Source organism: Acinetobacter sp. CAU_H_60, from assembly GCF_058599385.1.
Map to the genome: position 1 here is coordinate 1229724 of NZ_CM178653.1, position 17664 is coordinate 1247387.

Consider the following 17664-nt stretch of genomic DNA (forward strand, 5'->3'; position numbering starts at 1 on the left):
TTTTTCAGCGATATAATTTTCAAATGAAGAAGCCTACACATAAAATCTACCGCACAACCAATTGGCCCGCATATAACCGAGTACTCATGAGTCGCGGAAATATTGCCATTTGGTTTGATCCTGCTACGCAATGGTATGCTCCATCAAAAGGCAAACAAGGGCGAAATCAAACCTACTCCGACGCAGCTATCCAATGCTGCTTAATGATTAAATCCTTATTCCGTCTATCTTTACGTATGGTCACTGGCTTTGTGCAAAGTCTGATTGAACTTTGCGGATTAAATTGGACCGCACCAGATTACAGTACGCTTTGTAGAAGACAAAAGCATATTGATATTGCAATCAGCTACCAAAAAAGTAGCGAGGGGCTGCATCTACTTGTAGACTCTACAGGCATGAAGTTTCTAGGTGAGGGCGAATGGAAACGCAAGAAACATGGAGCTGAATATCGTCGCCAATGGCGTAAACTACATATTGGTATAGATGCCAAAACCCTACAAATACGCGCTATTCAGCTCACAACCAATAATGTCAGTGATTCACAGGTGCTTGGTGATTTACTTAATCAGATTCCACAAGATGAGCAGATTGACTCTGTTTATACCGATGGAGCTTATGACACCAAGCAATGCCGTCAGGTCATTGCAGATCGGCAAGCACATGCGGTGATTCCACCTAGAAAAAATGCGAAACCATGGAAAGATAGAAAGAGTAGCTCGCTAGAGCGAAATGAATTACTTCGAACAGTTAAACGTTTAGGCAGGACATTATGGAAAAAATGGTCAGGCTATCATCGCCGCAGTTTGGTGGAAACCAAGATGCATTGCATCAAATTATTAGGCGATAAATTAATGGCAAGAAGCTTTCCTAGTCAGGTGAATGAAATTCATGCACGTGTAGCAGTCCTCAACCGATTTACGGAATTAGGTCGACCACTTACCCAAATTACGCCTTAAATTTGGCTCAATTAGGGGCGCTTTGCATTTCAAATCTTTGTGCAACAAAGCCGTTTAACTATAATATATCATTTAAAAAATATTGTTTTATTTAAAAAACTGATTTGCTTTTGTAATAAAATTTATTTTAAAAAATAGAATAATTATATTTTATTGAACCTTAATCGCATTAAGCTATAAAAAAGCCCATCGCAAAGATGGGCTTTTTTATTTAGCAGCCAGTCAGTTTTTCTGGTTGAGGTTTCTCACCGGGGAAGAAAATTGGACGAAGTTTTACCCCAAGCCCATTTCCAAGGAATGCGAAGACCAGCCATAACCAGCCATGTACGCTGCCTGAAGCAATACCACTAAAATAGGCACCGATATTACAGCCATAAGCCAGACGAGCGCCGTAGCCAAGCATCAAACCGCCAATAACTGCAGCAACCAATGAACGTTTTGGAATATTGAAGTTTGGAGCAAATTTACCTGCCAGACTGGCGGCCAATAATGCACCAAGCATGATGCCAAAGTTCATCATAGACGTAATATCGAACCAGAGCGATTCAGATAAGGCTTTGGCATTTGCTGGTTGCTGCCAATACGCCCAAGAGGCTACATCAATTCCAACAAAACTTGCAGATTTCGCGGCCCAGACAGCAAGGGCAGAAGTTACCCCCCATGGACGACCAGCCAGCGCCAAAGTAGCAAAGTTAAGCAGGGTTAAAATGATTCCACCCCAGATTAATGGCCACGGACCACGCAAAAAACGTTTCCAGCCCTGATGCTGGCTTTGAGGTTCAACTTCTAAATTGCCATGACGTTTCTTTTCAAAAAAGATAGTTGCAGTAGCAATAACAGCAAAAACGACAAAGCTCAAAACAAGTGCAGGAATAACACCAAAACTTTCTACAATGGAGATGGGTGCGAAATGGGGTAGGTTAAACCACCAGTCAATATGCGAAGTCGCAATCAGTGAGCCAGCACAGAAGAAGAACAGGGTTACCAGCATACGGGCACTACCACCACCCACAGTATAAAGTGTGCCTGATGCACAACCGCCACCGAGTTGCATGCCAATCCCGAAAATAAATGCCCCGATCACCACAGACAGTGAAACCGGACTGACAAAGCCTTGAACTGGATTACCAAACAGTTCACCTGCGCCTAAAGCAGGGAAAAATAGCAATACAGCAAGACCCAGCATGATCATTTGGGCACGTAAGCCACGACCACGACGTTCTTTAATAAAGATGCGCCAGCTGGAGGTGAAACCAAACGAGGCATGATACAAGGTCATACCCAGTGCACCACCCACCAGAAATAATAGAGCTTGGTTCAGGCCTACGATGTGATAGGCACCGACAGTTCCTAATACAAGCAGAATAAAAGCCACCCAGACCGAGAGATTCGATCGCTGGGAAGACACAGCAATAACAGACATGGGAGATCAAGCTTTAAAAATAAAGTCGCGTATATTACGCAATTTCTCACTAAAATGGGTTGATCTAGAGCTTCTAAGAGTCAATTAAACATCCTGATAACTGATAATAATTATGACTTTAAATGATATAAGGTCATGATTATTTCAGAAGATATCAGCTTAAATAGAACAATCGCCCGTCTAATAGTGAAACGTATAAAAAGTTTAAAAGCCTGCAAAGCAGGCTTTTAAAGATTGAAAGCTTTAAAAATTAATTTTCAGCTTTCTCGCGTACTTTACCTGCACCTTCTTCAATAGCACCCGCAGTTGCAGCAGTCGCATTTTTAGCGGCTTCAGCAGTGGCATCGGCTGCTCGAGAAGTCGCAGCTGCAGCTTCATCAGCGGCACGGGAAGCATTTGCTGCCGCATTATCCATGGCTTGGTCAGTTTCTTGAGAAGCCTCATGAGTGGCATCTTCCATATCATGGCCGGCTTGAGTAGCAGCATTTTCTAAATGCTCACCTGTAGTCGCGCCAGTTTCAGGCTGTTTCTCTTTATTACAACCCACCAGTGTTACGGTAGCAACTAAACCCAAAGCAACAAGTAATTTATTCATCGTGTCATATCCTTTGTAGTTGTAAGGTCGAAAACAGTCTAGCGAGTATTTATTTGAATTTATGCTAATAATTAGATCAGAATTTGTTCACTAAATGTAATTTTTATAAAGGCTTATACAATTTTCGCCAAATATAAATCGTCTGATTATTTGAATGTATTTTCTTACAAACCTTATGTAGATTGCTTCTCACTGCTTATAAAGAGTGAGGTTATTCACTTTAAGATATAGTTTTAGATGTAACAAAACACAACTATTTCATCATCAATTTTTATCAGGCTAAAAGCAGGAGCCATAAAAAAAGCCCGCATAAAGCGAGCTTTTAAAACTTGAAAACTTATAGACCAGCAGATGCTTTAAGTGCTTCGACTTTGTCAGTTTTTTCCCAAGTAAATGCAGTATCTGAACCTTCACGACCAAAGTGACCATAAGCCGCAGTCTGTTTATACATTGGCTGGATCAGATTCAACATACGGGTAATACCGTATGGACGCAGGTCAAAGTGCTCACGAACCAATTGAACGATCAATTCATCAGACACTTTGCCTGTATTGAAAGTATTGATTGAAATTGAAGTAGGCTCGGCCACACCAATCGCATAAGACACCTGAATTTCACATTTGTCTGCAAGACCCGCAGCGACAATGTTTTTCGCAACATAACGGCCTGCATAAGCAGCAGAACGGTCAACTTTTGATGGATCTTTACCAGAGAATGCACCACCACCGTGACGGGCCATACCGCCGTAAGTATCTACAATGATTTTACGGCCAGTCAGACCACAGTCACCTACAGGACCACCAATCACAAACATCCCGGTCGGGTTGATGTGGAATTTGGTGTCTGCATGGAACATGTCGGCAGGAATGATTTTTTTCACGATTTCTTCAATCACAGCTTCTTTTAAATGAGCTTGTGAAATTTCAGGATCGTGTTGAGTTGAAAGCACAACAGCATCTAGACGAACAGGCACGCCATTTTCATAAGCGAAAGTCACCTGGCTTTTTGCATCTGGACGTAACCAAGGCAATGTACCGTTACGGCGTAATTCAGCCTGTTTTTCCATTAAGCGGTGCGCATAAGAAATTGGTGCAGGCATTAAAACATCAGTTTCACGGCTGGCATAACCAAACATCAAGCCCTGGTCGCCGGCACCTTGATCTTCAGGTTTCTGACGGTCTACACCCTGAGCAATTTCAGGAGACTGCTTACCGATCATATTGATGATTGCACAAGTCGAACCATCAAAACCAAGGTCAGAATGATGATAACCAATACTGTTAACGGTATGGCGGACAACCGCTTCAAAATCGATGTTCGCAGTTGTTGTGATTTCACCGGCAAGTACAACCGCACCTGTTTTTACAAGCGTTTCACAAGCAACCCGTGCGTATGGGTCTTCTTTTAAGATTGCATCCAAGATGGCATCACTGATTTGGTCAGCCATTTTATCTGGATGGCCTTCGCTTACAGATTCCGAAGTAAATACAGCGTACTCGCGCATAGTCCTATCACAGTTAAATTTAAAGACCCGATATGTTACATCGACTTGTGCTCTAGGACTAGCGCAACTCGACAAAATTGCACGAAATTGTTTCAAATTATTGTGCTTTTATTTGATTATTGGAATTAAAAAAACTGATATGCCTAATTAAACAGCAGGGTGGATTCATTTAATAAAGTTAATAAATAGTCTGTCAATTGATAAGGAGCACTTATTAAGCCGCGAGATTTCCAGATAAATTCGCAGAACCAAATACTAAGAAAAATATAAAAATTAGAGTGTCTAAAATATCAAGGAAAGTGATCATTCTATTAATAAATTAAGGCGGGTGTATTGATCACACGACAGACAGCCTTGCTGCAAATAGTCCGATTCTGCATAGTAGTTTCAAGTCTTCAGAAACCGCCTGTCAGGAAGTGGCGAAATCTTTTGGTATGGACTTGTTTAAAAGACTGTACGGAGATGGAAAAGCATGTATCAAAAGGCGTTTACCTTGATTGAAGTCATGATTGTACTCACGATTATTGCCATTCTGGCGACAGTAGCAGGCATGAGTTATCACAGGTATGTAGTGCGAAGCCAACTAGCGGAGGTTTTTGAGCAGGCAGGTAGCTATCGAACTCAATTTATTGCCTCTGATGGCCATTGTGATGCAGGCCGTCAAATTGGCAGCGGAACCCAATATATTGAAAAAGTCGTGATCAATGCCGCTTGTCGGATTGAATTTAAGCTACGGCAGGATGGGGTAGATACGGCTATTCGTGGGAAATCCATTGCTTTTGATGTCTATAGCGGCAGTTGTTCTTCGAGCGATATCAGTCAGCGTTATTTACCTAAAGATTGCCGAGGACAATGATTTTCTTGGTATCGATTAGCCTGATTTAACTTTAATCTTTATCTTTTATGTCTGAGGATCTTGGGCAGACAATAGATATTCACATATACATTTTTATAGCCTGGAAAAGATCACTTATTTAAATCTGGATCTTCTGTTTTGATCCTTATATGGATGTCTCCTGAAAAGGAATTCAACATATTGTGAAAGTTTAATTTATAAAAAATAGTTAAGAATAATTCCAGATTTATCATCTTATTAGAATCTAACTTAAACTCTAGTCAATCAATGCACCTTAAAAGTGCAGAATATTTATCCGATAGGTAAATACAAGATCAATAAATTGATAAATATTGTAGGCTAGTCTTTACCCCTCGCTGTTTTTTTAAGACAATAGACGGCAGTTTTGAAAGTCTTTTCATCATTTCCTATTTCTTCTGAATTTATTTGGACGCTGATTTATGACAACCCCGCTTAATGAACGTCGTATTGCAAACGCAATTCGTGTATTGGCAATGGATGCTGTGCAAAAAGCAAACTCAGGACATCCAGGTGCTCCAATGGGGATGGCAGATATCGCTGATGTGGTTTGGCGCGAATTCTTAAACCATAACCCAACAAATCCGAATTGGGCTAACCGTGACCGTTTCGTATTGTCGAATGGCCATGGCTCTATGCTTCAATACGCACTTCTTCATTTAACGGGCTATGATCTTTCAATTGAAGATCTTAAAGCATTCCGTCAACTTCATTCTAAAACTCCGGGTCACCCAGAATTGGGCTATGCACCAGGTATTGAAACAACCACTGGTCCTTTAGGCCAAGGTATCGCAAATGCTGTTGGTTTCGCACTGGCTGAAAAAACTTTAGCAGCGCAATTCAACAAAGACGATATTAAAGTTGTTGATCACTACACTTACTGCTTCCTGGGCGATGGCTGTTTGATGGAAGGTGTTTCTCACGAAGCATGTTCTTTGGCAGGTACTTTAGGTCTGGGCAAGCTGATTGCTTACTATGACGACAACGGCATTTCGATTGACGGTGAAGTTGAAGGCTGGTTCTCTGACGATACAGAACAACGCTTCAAGTCTTATGGCTGGCAAGTGATCAAAGTTGACGGTCATGATGCTGATGCAATCCGTCAAGCCACTGTAGAAGCAAAAGCTGAAGCGAACAAACCAACCATCATCATGTGTAAAACAGTGATTGGTTTAGGTTCACCAAACAAACAAGGTAAAGAAGACTGTCACGGTGCTCCTTTGGGTAATGACGAAATCGTACTGACTCGTGAAGCGCTTGGCTGGTCAGACGAAGCATTTGTCATTCCTGAGGATGTATACGCAGCTTGGGATGCCAAAGAAAAAGGTTCACAAGCTGAAGCAGCATGGAACGAAACTTTTGCCGCTTATGCAGCAAAATATCCAACTGAAGCAGCTGAATTAAAACGTCGTCTTTCTGGTGATCTTCCAGCTGACTTTGTTGCAAAAGCGGATGCTTATATCGCTGAAGTAAATGCAAAAGAAGAAACCATTGCGACACGTAAAGCGAGCCAAAATACGTTACAAGCTCTTGTGCCTTCACTACCAGAAGTACTAGGTGGTTCTGCTGACCTTGCAGGTTCTAACCTGACACTTTGGAAAGGCGCGCAAGGCGTACAGGACAATCCAGCAGGTAACTATGTTCACTACGGCGTACGTGAATTTGGTATGACTGCGATTGCCAACGGTGTTGCACTGCATGGCGGTTTCATTCCTTATGTAGCAACATTCCTGATGTTTATGGAATATGCACGTAATGCAGTACGTATGTCTGCACTGATGAAACAACGTGTGATCCATGTATATACTCACGATTCAATCGGTTTGGGTGAAGATGGTCCTACACACCAGCCAATTGAACAAATCGCATCTTTACGTGGTACACCAAACCTGAATACATGGCGTCCATGTGACACTGTTGAAGCAGCAATTTCCTGGAAATCTGCTTTGATGCGTTCAGAAGGTCCAACAGCATTAATTTTCTCTCGTCAAAACCTGCCATTCCAGACTCGTACTCAAGCACAAATTGAGAATGTAGCGAAAGGTGGTTATGTTCTGGCTGAAGAAAAAGGCGAATTGAAAGCGATCATCATTGCGACTGGTTCTGAAGTTTCTCTTGCAATGGAAGCTTATGCACAGCTCGAAGGTGTACGTGTCGTTTCTATGCCATGTGCTGAAGAGTTCGTGAAACAGGATGCTGCGTATCGTGAAGCGGTTCTTCCTTCAAATATTCGTGCGCGTGTAGCGGTTGAAGCTGCACATGTAGATTACTGGTGGAAATTTGTAGGTCTGGATGGTCGTGTGATCGGCATGACCACTTATGGCGAATCTGCACCTGCTAAAGACCTGTTTAAACACTTCGGCATTACAACTGAAGCTGTTGTAGCAGCTGTAAAAGAGATTACTGCTTAATCAACTGATTAAGTCGTTTTTTAAGGGCGCCCCAGTTTTGGGGCGTCTTTTGTTTTTCCGCTTTCTAGCCTTGTTTTCATGTGGCAACCGCTAAAAAGTGTTCTCCCATAATTGAAATGAAAGAGTGAGATAAACATGAGCTTGTATGAACAAATTAGTGATGAAATTACTTTAATGGATGCAGGCGAGCAGAAATGGATCGGGCAGGATCTACCCCTTGAAGCAATGGTTGCGGTTGAGCTATTACTTCAGGAAATGGCTGAAGAAAAAATCATTAAAGTACGTCGCAAGAACCATGAAAAGCATTCTGGTTTGAAACAGGTGGATCGTATTCTGGTTGAAAAACTTTAATAGAAAATACTAAAAGTCCCTGAGCGGGGCTTTTTTTATATCGGATGATTTTCATCTGGCAGTTGCTTATGAACATTAGATAAGATAAATCTAAGTTCGTGCCATCATAAAAACTTAATGACTCATATCGTAAATAATTGACTTAAAGATAATTAAAGACATAAACCAAAGAAGTTACTCAATATGGAAATATCATCCCAGATCCAGATCAAATCTCTAGAGCAAATATCACAGCCGGAATGGCTGTTTTTATGGAAAGGCTATCAAAATTTTTATGAGGCACAAATTTCAGAAGAAATCAGTGAAAATACCTGGGCCAAGCTCACTAGCCCTGGACAGGACAATATGTACGGTTTTTCTGCACTGATTGATGAAAAAGTGGTCGGACTAGTTCATGTGGTTGAGCATGACAGTAGCTGGACCATGCGTCCTTATGCCTATTTGCAGGATTTATTTACCCATCCGGACTATCGCGGATAAGGCGTGGCGCGCAAGCTGATTCAACATGTCTATCAGGTCGCGCAGCAGCGTAATTGCGACCGGGTTTACTGGCTGACTTAGGAATCAAACCATCAGGCACAAGCGTTGTATAACAAAGTCGCCAAGAAAACAGGATTCATTCAGTACCGTATGGATTAAAGCTCAAAAATTAAAAAAATAACTTACAATTTTATCGTTTCATCGCTGCAACAAAACGTTTTATCTTTAGGGCTGTAAACGGTTCCAGATTCTATACACTTAATAACATCCAAAACGTGAGATAAAAACATGAATTTCAAAACATTAGCATTAGGCTTGGCGGTCGCATCTGTAGCAACAGTTTCTATGGCAAAACCAGTGGCCTATACGATTGACCCGACTCATTCAGCAACTGTTTTCTCTTGGAGCCACTTTGGTTTCTCTACGCCATCTGCAAACTTCAGTGACATCCAAGGCACCATTAATGTTGATAATGAAAAACCTGCGAATTCTTCGGTCAATGTGAACATCCCGGTTGCAAGCATTAATACGAATGTGAAAGCACTGGATGACCATATTAAGACAGCAGAATTTTTTGATGCGGCCAAATATCCGAATATTACTTTTAAAAGTACTAAAGTTCAGGCTTTAGGCAAAAACAAATATAAAATCACTGGCAACTTAACCGTGAAAGATGTCACTAAACCTGTGGTACTGGATGCAGTTTTAAATAAACAAGGCGTACATCCAATGACTAAATTACAAACGATTGGTTTCAATGCAACCACTTCATTTAACCGTTCAGCCTTTGGGGTAGGCGGTTATGTTCCAAATGTGGGCGATAAAATTACAGTAAACATTACTACCGAGGCTTCTGTACCTGCTCCGAAAAAGTAAGAGTGACAAATTAAAAAAGCACCCAATTGGGTGCTTTTTTATTACGGTTATTTAAGTTGCAGGTTTTCTAAATAATGCATCAATACCGAACTGGCTGCCTGTTCAAGCGCGGGCGCATAGCGTTGATGATCCGCCCGTAAGGCGGGAATATTGATCTGAGCTTTGCGTAACTCACAGGTATGTCCAATCAGCCATTTTTCCAGGCTATCGCTAGCGACTTCAGGATGAAATTGCAGAGCCAGAATATTTGATCCTAAGCGGAAAGCCTGATTTGGATAGAGATAGGAACTGGCTAATAATTCAGCCTGTTCAGGCAGATCAAAAGTATCGCCATGCCAATGTAGCACTTCAATATCTTCGAGAGCTTGTAGTGGATTATTCTCAGTGGCTGGAAGACTAAGTTTAGACCAGCCAATTTCTTTGCTATGTCCTGCATAAACTTTGGCACCGAGTGCATGAGCAATGAGTTGAGCACCCAGACAAATACCTAAAGTGGGTAAATTCTTTTCTAAACGTACTTTAAGTAAGTCTATTTCTTGTTGTAAGAAAGGGTAGTCCTCCGTTTCATAAACACCAATTGGACCCCCTAAAATAATTGTCAGACCTGTATATTCATACGCTTTACGCAGGTCATCAATACCGGCTTCAAAATAGCGAACACGTAATCCCAGCTGATAAAACACATCTTCCCAGGCACCTAGGTCTTCAAAAGCCAGATGTTGAATGGCATATACGGTATCGGGGAAGTGGTCAAGGTTCAGCATAGCAGTCAGGTCTAAATGTAAAATATTTATTTAACGTTATTCTGCAAAAAATTAGAAGTCTTTTTAATCCGGTGATTTAGCCTTAGGGAGGTGAATAATCCGAATCGGCAATTCTCTGTAAGCCTATGCCTCAGCTTTGTATCAATATGCAGCGATATTTTCCTTTTCTATAAAAAAGGCGTTAGAGTAGAAAGCAGTGGATAATCATAAGAGGCAGGATAAAAAATGCACAATATCTGCTTATATGTCGATAAAAAACGTATCAGTCCTTATGCCATGTCAGTTTATGTGGCTCTAAAAGAGAAAGGACTCAACTTTCAGGAAAAAATGATTGATCTGGATCTGCTGGAACAGCAATCTTCGGCTTATCGTAAAATTTGTCCGAGTGGCAAAGTTCCTTGCCTGATCGTTGATGATTTTCATTTATTTGAATCTTGGGCGATTACCGAATACCTGGAAGATGCTTTTCCGGCACCGGATTATCCTGCTTTATATCCTGCAGAGATGAAAGCCAGAGCAAAATGCCGCGCCGTTCAGGCTTTGATTAAAACTGATTTTTCCTCTATCCGGCAGGATATGCCTTCAACTTCGATCTTTGTTCCACCTAAAAGGCCTTTAATCGCATCGGCTGAAACCATGCAGGATATTCAGCGCTTACTGGCAATCACAGAAAGTCTACTTGAAGAGCTTTGGCTCACCGAACAATGGTCAATTGCAGACTTTGATCTAGCCTTTATGCTGCATCGTCTGCTTAGTCATAATGTTGAGCTTCCCGAAAAAATTCAGGCCTATATCCAGCGTAATTTTCAGCGATCTTCAGTGCAGTCCTGGATTTTGGAAAATGAAAAATTGAGGACTCATGCTGAGTTCTGATTCTATGCTCGGTAGAGAGTTAAATTTAATAATTTAAGTACTAAGTTTGCTTAATGAATAGACATGGATATTTTAAAAGAGAGCCAAGTTATACAAAAAATTGCTTAAATATCAGCAGTGCAGGCATAGTATAGAAAGTATAGGTAATAAGAAGTAGCTAAAACTTAGAATCAGATTCAAATGAAAAGGAGTATAAGGTGGGTGGATCACATCATCATGATCATAGTCATGTAGAAGTTAGTGCGAAGAATGCCAAAAAACTGTCCATCGCCTTAGCCCTGACGACAGCCTTTTTAATTGTAGAAGTCATTGCCGGTTTTATGACTCAGAGTCTGGCCTTGCTTTCTGATGCGGCACATATGTTTACAGATGCAGCCGCACTGGCGATTGCACTGGCTGCAATTAAGATCGGGCAAAAACCCGCAGATGATAAACGTACCTTTGGCTACCAGCGATTTGAAATTCTAGCAGCTTTGTTTAATGCGATTATGCTATTTCTGGTAGCGATGTATATTCTGTTTGAAGCTTACCAGCGTTTGAGTCATCCCCCTGAAATTGAAAGTCTAGGCATGTTGATTGTTGCCATACTTGGACTGGTTATTAACCTGATCTCCATGAAAATTCTGGTTTCTAGCAGTCAGGAAAGCTTGAATATTAAAGGGGCTTATCTGGAAGTACTGAGTGATGCACTAGGTTCGGTGGGTGTCATTATTGGCGCAGTGATCATCTATTTCAGCGGCTGGATGTGGATCGACACCGTGATTGCGGTCATGATCGGATTCTGGGTCATTCCACGGACATGGATTTTGTTGAAACAGAGTATCAATATTCTGCTAGAAGGGGTTCCCGATGAAATCGATATTGAAAAACTGCGCCATGACCTACTGGCGCTAGATGGTGTTGAAGATATTCATCAGCTAAAAGTCTGGGCGATTACTTCCAAGAAAGTCATGCTGACCGTTCATCTGGTTGCGCCAGACGTTGACTATAAAAAGTTGCATCAGGAGGCATTCGAGATGTTACATCATGAACATCACATTACCGAGATGACATTGCAAATTGAAGCAGAAGATTGTCCCCCAGAACAGCATCGGCAATCAGCCCATTCGCATGAGCATCATAGGCATAAAGAAAGCCATCAACATTAAGTTTAAAAAATTTTGCCATCACACTTAATGTATTTTTAAACTTCGATCTTTTATTTTAGCCTTTTAATAATGAAACAATTACATCTTTATAACTCGGTGGCGCTTTCACGTAATCGCGCTCTCGCAACATCTGATGCATTTTGGGCAGATTTTGATGCGGAACAGAGGCCATTAAATGATGTTCAATATGATAATTTACATGAATCGGTGCAACGAAAGCCCGCGCTATCCAGCCTGCACGGGTGGTACGGGTATTAGTCAGTGCAGAATGGCTGGTTTCCAGGCCCGCATGTTCAGCCATTGCCCGTATACGGATAAACAGTGGGAAAGGAGTGATATAAGCTAACGGCCATAATAAATAAAGTTTTGGATGACCGCTGGCCCAAAGTGCGGAAAATAGGGCAGCATTGGAAATCAGCATGCCCGAGCTATTTTTTAACAGATTCTTTGCCAGTTCCAAGTTACTGCGATTACCGCGAGGAATTGGTTTCGGATCATTGGAAACACTCCATTCCAGAAGTTCTAAATCCATCAAGACTCGGCCAGCCAGAAATTTCAGGCCAGATTGACCATTTAGATCTCTAAAGAATTTTCTGAATAATGATTGTTTAGTAATTGGAAAGTTTTTGACCAGACCTAAATCTGGATCATCAGGTTGAGAGGTGCGGGCATGATGTTTCAAATGATAAGGACGATATTTACCGACTTCATTCCAGATCGGACGGGCGCAAAACCAGTCAGTGAAGTGTGTGTTTAGCCACTTGGTTTTAAACAAACTATGGTGTGAGGCGTCGTGCATCAAAATGGCCATAGCGAGTTGGCGACCCGCCAGAATGGCTAATGCCAAGGCACACATCAATATTTTCCCCCAGACTGGTAAATATTCCCAGCTATAAGCGACTGTGCCAAAGGTCAAAACAATCACAGCCCAAGTTGAGCCTACTGCCAGAGCCCCCTGTAAGTCGGATGGGGTGGTCAGCTCTTTGATTTCTTCACGGCTAAATAGCTCTGTGACACTCACTTTACTGTTCATTATTCTGCCTTGATCTAGTTCTTGTATTTCTTGTCACTATATTTGAATTAAAATATTACAGTCAATTTATTTTTGTGAGTGTATAGGAAATAAATTATACGCCTTGCTGCTGAAAATATTGCTGCCATAACTGCTGGCCTTGTTCTTCCATACGCCGTACAGCCAGTTCAAATTTTTGTCGGGCTGGAGCATCTAGCCATTCTTCAGGCAATAGCGGATCTGCACGCAGACTAAATACAGCAGATTTTGCCAGATAAAAGGCAGTTTTAGCTGATTCAGCCAAGGATAACTGTTGATGGTTTTCAAACCATTGTTCAATTTCCTGGCTGATATTCAAATAAGTTTGATGCAGGCCATGAATATCCCAAAGTGCTGATACATGGGTGTGCTGATCGATCTCGCTGACCTGAAAAAATCGTGCGCCTTGATCCAGACCAAACTTGACGGCTGCTGATTTAAGCTCGTTCAAACCAAGTTGCAAATTGTCCGGGCGGATAAACACGTTCTGTTCCAGTTCCTGAAATCCATAATAACGTAAGGCTTTTTCCCGTTTGGATAAGGCCGTACGATTTACCCGCCCCAAAGCACCGGTATAAACCAGAATGTACTTACCATCCCAAGCCGTAGCGGTCTGCATATTGGGATGTTTGTTCAGGCTGATAAAAGAAGTATCAAATTTTTTTTCAATTAACTGATAAATGCCGCGTTCTACTGACTGAATAATCCGATCCTGATTGAGTCGTGCGACCGCAACCCGCAAGCTGTTGTCAGAGATTCCTAATAAATCTGCTGCACATAACATCTGTTTGATGCTAACAGTAGAATTATGTGAGGCATAGAGCAGGTCTAGCACCAGATGTCGGGCATTCAGTTTATAAGTCATGAAACTAGATCGTGATTAGAAAATGAGAAATTGGAAACTTTTTGTACAATAGCATTTTGAATAGGAAGAACCAAAGAGGAATACGACTAAAGTGTTTGTATATTCAGATAATTAATTTTAATTAAAGGTAAGGTTTATAAATAAAAATGACTAGATAAGGTCTTGGTTTTTTACTGGGGCACAATATTTCACAATCAATAAGCTGGTCTAAGCAGCAAGTCAGCGAAAAAGACCTGAATCTGTTTTTATTTTTTTATTCTTGATTATTTTTAATCCCAGCTCCCTAGGGAACTGGGATTACCTAAAAAATTAAAGTGAAGTGTTAGTTATAACTGCTTCAAAATTGGGTATATGAACAAGAAAAGATTTCTTACTCACACAAATTACCCTACATATTCGGGTAATTCGGACCACCGCCACCTTCCGGTGTTACCCAGGTGATATTCTGAGATGGATCTTTGATGTCACAGGTCTTGCAGTGCACACAGTTTGCTGCATTGATCTGGAAGCGTTTCGAGCCGTCATCATTTTCCATAATTTCGTATACACCCGCCGGGCAGTAGCGCTGAGCTGGCTCATCCCATTTCGGCAGGTTCACATCCACCGGAATCGAAGCATCAGTTAACTTTAAGTGCGCTGGCTGGTTTTCTTCATGGACTGTATTCGATACAAACACAGAAGACAGACGGTCAAACGTCAGCTTGCCATCCGGTTTTGGATAGTTCGGCTTGAAGTTCACTGCATCAACCGTTTTCAGAGTTTTAAAGTCTGGCACTAAATCATGGAGCGTGAACGGCACTTTAAATACGTTCTGGTCGATGAAGTTGAACGCTCCACCCATCCATTGACCGAACTTGTGCATTGCTGGGCCAAAGTTACGTGCGCTATACAACTCTTCTTTCAGCCAGCTATTGTTGAACTTGTCTGTATAAGATGTCAGTTCTTTTACAAAGAAGTCTTCACCTTCGGTCACACGCGCAATCGCCAGGTCACCGCCTTTTTCTACACCGGCAGCAATCGCTTCAAAGACTGCTTCACCGCAGAGCATGCCGGATTTCATGGCAGTGTGTGAGCCTTTGATCTTGGCAAAGTTCAGGAATCCTGCATCATCACCAATTAAAGATCCACCCGGGAAGGTAAATTTCGGCAGGGAGTTAAAACCACCTTTAGTTACGGCACGCGCACCATAAGAAATACGCTTACCGCCTTCCAGGTACTGTTTGATCAGTGGATGGGTTTTCCAGCGCTGCATTTCCATGAATGGATACATGTGTGGATTTTCATAAGAAAGATCCACGATCATGCCCAGAGTCACCTGGTTGTTTTCAGCATGGTATAACCACCAGCCACCTGAAGAACCGGTTTCAGATAAAGGCCAGCCCGCACCGTGCATTACCAGACCTGGTTTGTGTTTCGCTGGATCAATTTCCCACAGTTCTTTAATGCCGATACCGTAGTGCTGCGGATCAGCATCTTTGTCCAGGTTGAATTTCTGGATCAGACGTTTACCTAAATGACCGCGACAGCCTTCTGCAAAGATGGTGTATTTGGCATGCAGCTCATAACCTGGTGCAAAATTATGCGTCGGTTCGCCATCTTTGCCAATCCCCATGTCACCGGTTTGGATACCTTTCACCGTACCATCTTCATGATACAGAATTTCTGAAGCAGCAAAGCCCGGAAAGATCGAGACTTCCAGCTCTTCGGCTTTCTGGCCTAACCAGCGCACCACGTTGCCCAGAGAGATGACATAGTTGCCATCATTGTGCATGGTTTTTGGCACCATCCAGTGCGGTGCTTCTTGTGATTTTTCATCTGAAAGAAGGAAGAAAGTTTTGTCTTCTGTCACAGGAACATTTAAAGGCGCACCTTCTTCTTTCCAGTTCGGGAACAGTTCGTTCATGGCACGTGGTTCAAGCACAGCACCTGAAAGAATATGTGCACCGACTTCGGAGCCTTTTTCTACGACACAAACGGACAGATCATTTAAATTGTTTTCAATTGCAAGTTGACGGATCTTGATTGCAGCAGACAGGCCGGCAGGCCCCGCACCTACGATCACAACGTCAAACTCCATCGATTCTCTAGAAATATCTTCCATAATAAGAAATCCTGTTTCGCTTAGCGGTATTTTACCACAGTGAAAAAGTTTTTAAATAGAAAGTTGGGAATTGATTATGAAAAAAGCCTCCTAGGAGGCTTTTTATAAAACGGATTAAGATTTTTGAGGATCGTAGAGTTTTTCTTTGATGAATAGCGCAGGAAGCAAACCACAGATAAAGTATGCCGCACCCATGACTAGGAAGCCTAAACCGATCGAACCGCCAGTTGCCAGATAACCAATGGTTGCTGGGGCAATTGCAGCACCTAAACGACCTACGTTATATGCACCACCAATTGCTGTACCACGTACATTGGTTGGGAAGCTTTCAGTCATATAAGTCGCATTCACACCATATGGAATACCATATAGGAAACCGAAGATCACCAATAAGTACAGGATATTGTCTGGTGAGTTATAGAATACGATCAGTGGCAGGAAGATCGCAGTACCAATTGCACCGAAGGCATAAGTAAAACGACGTCCGAATTTATCTGCCATTAAGCCTGCAAGGATTTTACCGAGGATCATCGCAGTATAAGTACCGACCATGTAGGCAGTCATTTCCTTGAACTTCATACCCAGTTCACTTTCAAGGTATGTTGGCATCCAATTGTTAACGCCATAGTAACCAAACTGAAGGAAACCGGCAGTTAAAGCCCATAAGATAAACATGTTGCGGTTTTTCTTATCCTGGAAAATCAGCTTCCAGGTCGACTCAGCAGGTTTGTCAGTCACTTCAACTTTTTTGAAGCGGTTTTCTTGCCATGCAGCTGGTTCTGGAACCATGATGTGCATCAGGATCGCCATTACGATTGGAATTGCAGCCACATAGAACAGCATGCGCCAGCCGTGATCTGGAATTAACCAGCCCGCAAGCAAAGTCGCAACGATATAGCCAACTGTCCAGCCAGCCTGTAATGTTCCTAAAACAGTTGTACGATATTTAGTTGGCACGTACTCAGCCATTAAAGTATTCGATGCAATATACAAAGAACCTAAGCCAAGAGAAGCGAAGAAACGTAATGCACCAAATTGAGCAAAGCTTTGGGTAAAACCAAGACCACAAGTCAATGCCGAAAATAAAAGGATTGAGACAACGACGGTACGTACACGACCGAATTTATCACAAGCCCACCCTCCGAATATACCTCCAACTGCCATACCTGCAAGGGTAAAGCTTCCGAGCATCCCAGCTTCGACAGAGGTTAGACCAAATTCAGCTTTAATACTGTTTAAGCTGTAGGAAAGCAGCATTAAATCCGCACCATCGACCAGCAGGGCGAGGAATGCAAAGATAAATGCGATTTTCCAGGTATTTGGGCCAATTTTTGAAATTGTATTCGTTATAGCCATCATCCATTACCTATAAAAAAGGCCTGATCGCAAGGA

The 17664-nt window shown here is 42.0% G+C and carries 15 protein-coding genes and 1 pseudogene; 8 read left to right on the forward strand and 8 right to left on the reverse strand.

Annotated elements, in window-relative coordinates; translation table 11 throughout:
- Positions 1-23: 23 nt before the first annotated feature.
- Entirely contained in the window at positions 24-956 is a 933-nt protein-coding gene (locus tag AC4MBN_RS05725; RefSeq protein WP_419365521.1) for an IS5-like element IS17 family transposase, read from the forward strand.
- Positions 957-1167: 211 nt separating this feature from the next.
- Here AC4MBN_RS05725 and AC4MBN_RS05730 read toward each other — a convergent pair whose 3' ends face one another.
- From AC4MBN_RS05730 to metK, 3 genes are all read right to left on the reverse strand, one after another.
- The gene (locus tag AC4MBN_RS05730; protein WP_395525918.1) at positions 1168-2379 is read right to left on the reverse strand and encodes a YeeE/YedE family protein; all 1212 of its coding nucleotides are present in this window, start codon (positions 2377-2379) and stop codon (positions 1168-1170) included.
- Positions 2380-2629: 250 nt separating this feature from the next.
- A complete protein-coding gene (locus tag AC4MBN_RS05735) occupies positions 2630-2974 on the reverse strand; it encodes a hypothetical protein (protein ID WP_180003928.1) in 345 nt (114 codons plus the stop codon).
- 337 nt (positions 2975-3311) lie between these two features.
- On the reverse strand, positions 3312-4478 hold the full coding sequence (gene metK, locus AC4MBN_RS05740) for a methionine adenosyltransferase (RefSeq protein WP_004786281.1): 1167 nt from the start codon (positions 4476-4478) through the stop codon (positions 3312-3314).
- A 472-nt stretch (positions 4479-4950) separates the two neighbouring features.
- Here metK and AC4MBN_RS05745 point away from each other — a divergent pair, with 472 nt between their 5' ends.
- From AC4MBN_RS05745 to AC4MBN_RS05765, 5 genes and pseudogenes are all read left to right on the forward strand, one after another.
- Positions 4951-5334, forward strand: a complete 384-nt coding sequence (locus tag AC4MBN_RS05745) for a pilin (RefSeq protein WP_419365620.1) — start codon at positions 4951-4953, stop codon at positions 5332-5334.
- A 440-nt stretch (positions 5335-5774) separates the two neighbouring features.
- Positions 5775-7763 (forward strand): transketolase, encoded by a 1989-nt coding sequence (gene tkt, locus AC4MBN_RS05750; protein WP_180013108.1) that lies wholly within the window; start codon positions 5775-5777, stop codon positions 7761-7763.
- 135 nt (positions 7764-7898) lie between these two features.
- The gene (locus AC4MBN_RS05755; RefSeq protein ID WP_004786275.1) at positions 7899-8114 is read left to right on the forward strand and encodes a hypothetical protein; all 216 of its coding nucleotides are present in this window, start codon (positions 7899-7901) and stop codon (positions 8112-8114) included.
- Positions 8115-8297: 183 nt separating this feature from the next.
- Positions 8298-8753: pseudogene (locus tag AC4MBN_RS05760) on the forward strand (GNAT family N-acetyltransferase).
- Positions 8754-8882: 129 nt separating this feature from the next.
- Entirely contained in the window at positions 8883-9470 is a 588-nt protein-coding gene (locus tag AC4MBN_RS05765) for a YceI family protein (protein ID WP_491880816.1), read from the forward strand.
- 47 nt (positions 9471-9517) lie between these two features.
- On the opposite strand, the gene AC4MBN_RS05770 is transcribed toward AC4MBN_RS05765, so the two are convergent.
- Positions 9518-10234, reverse strand: a complete 717-nt coding sequence (locus AC4MBN_RS05770; RefSeq protein WP_419365869.1) for a glutamine amidotransferase — start codon at positions 10232-10234, stop codon at positions 9518-9520.
- Positions 10235-10459: 225 nt separating this feature from the next.
- On the opposite strand from AC4MBN_RS05770, the gene yfcF reads away from it, so the two are divergent.
- Positions 10460-11107 carry a glutathione transferase gene (yfcF, locus tag AC4MBN_RS05775; protein WP_491880817.1) on the forward strand — a complete coding sequence of 216 codons (648 nt, stop codon included), beginning with the start codon at positions 10460-10462 and terminating at the stop codon, positions 11105-11107.
- Between the two features lie 197 nt (positions 11108-11304).
- Positions 11305-12255, forward strand: coding sequence for a cation diffusion facilitator family transporter (locus AC4MBN_RS05780; RefSeq protein WP_491880818.1), 951 nt, complete (start codon positions 11305-11307; stop codon positions 12253-12255).
- A gap of 55 nt (positions 12256-12310) precedes the next feature.
- On the opposite strand, the gene AC4MBN_RS05785 is transcribed toward AC4MBN_RS05780, so the two are convergent.
- The 4 genes from AC4MBN_RS05785 to AC4MBN_RS05800 all read right to left on the reverse strand — a co-directional run bounded on the left by AC4MBN_RS05785 (position 12311) and on the right by AC4MBN_RS05800 (position 17628).
- Positions 12311-13288: a fatty acid desaturase family protein gene (locus AC4MBN_RS05785; RefSeq protein ID WP_491880819.1), complete on the reverse strand. Its 978-nt coding sequence runs from the start codon at positions 13286-13288 to the stop codon at positions 12311-12313.
- Positions 13289-13382: 94 nt separating this feature from the next.
- A complete protein-coding gene (locus AC4MBN_RS05790; RefSeq protein ID WP_491880820.1) occupies positions 13383-14171 on the reverse strand; it encodes a hypothetical protein in 789 nt (262 codons plus the stop codon).
- 388 nt (positions 14172-14559) lie between these two features.
- Entirely contained in the window at positions 14560-16272 is a 1713-nt protein-coding gene (locus tag AC4MBN_RS05795; protein ID WP_491880821.1) for an electron transfer flavoprotein-ubiquinone oxidoreductase, read from the reverse strand.
- Between the two features lie 114 nt (positions 16273-16386).
- Positions 16387-17628 carry an MFS transporter gene (locus tag AC4MBN_RS05800; protein ID WP_004786258.1) on the reverse strand — a complete coding sequence of 414 codons (1242 nt, stop codon included), beginning with the start codon at positions 17626-17628 and terminating at the stop codon, positions 16387-16389.
- Positions 17629-17664: the final 36 nt, after the last annotated feature.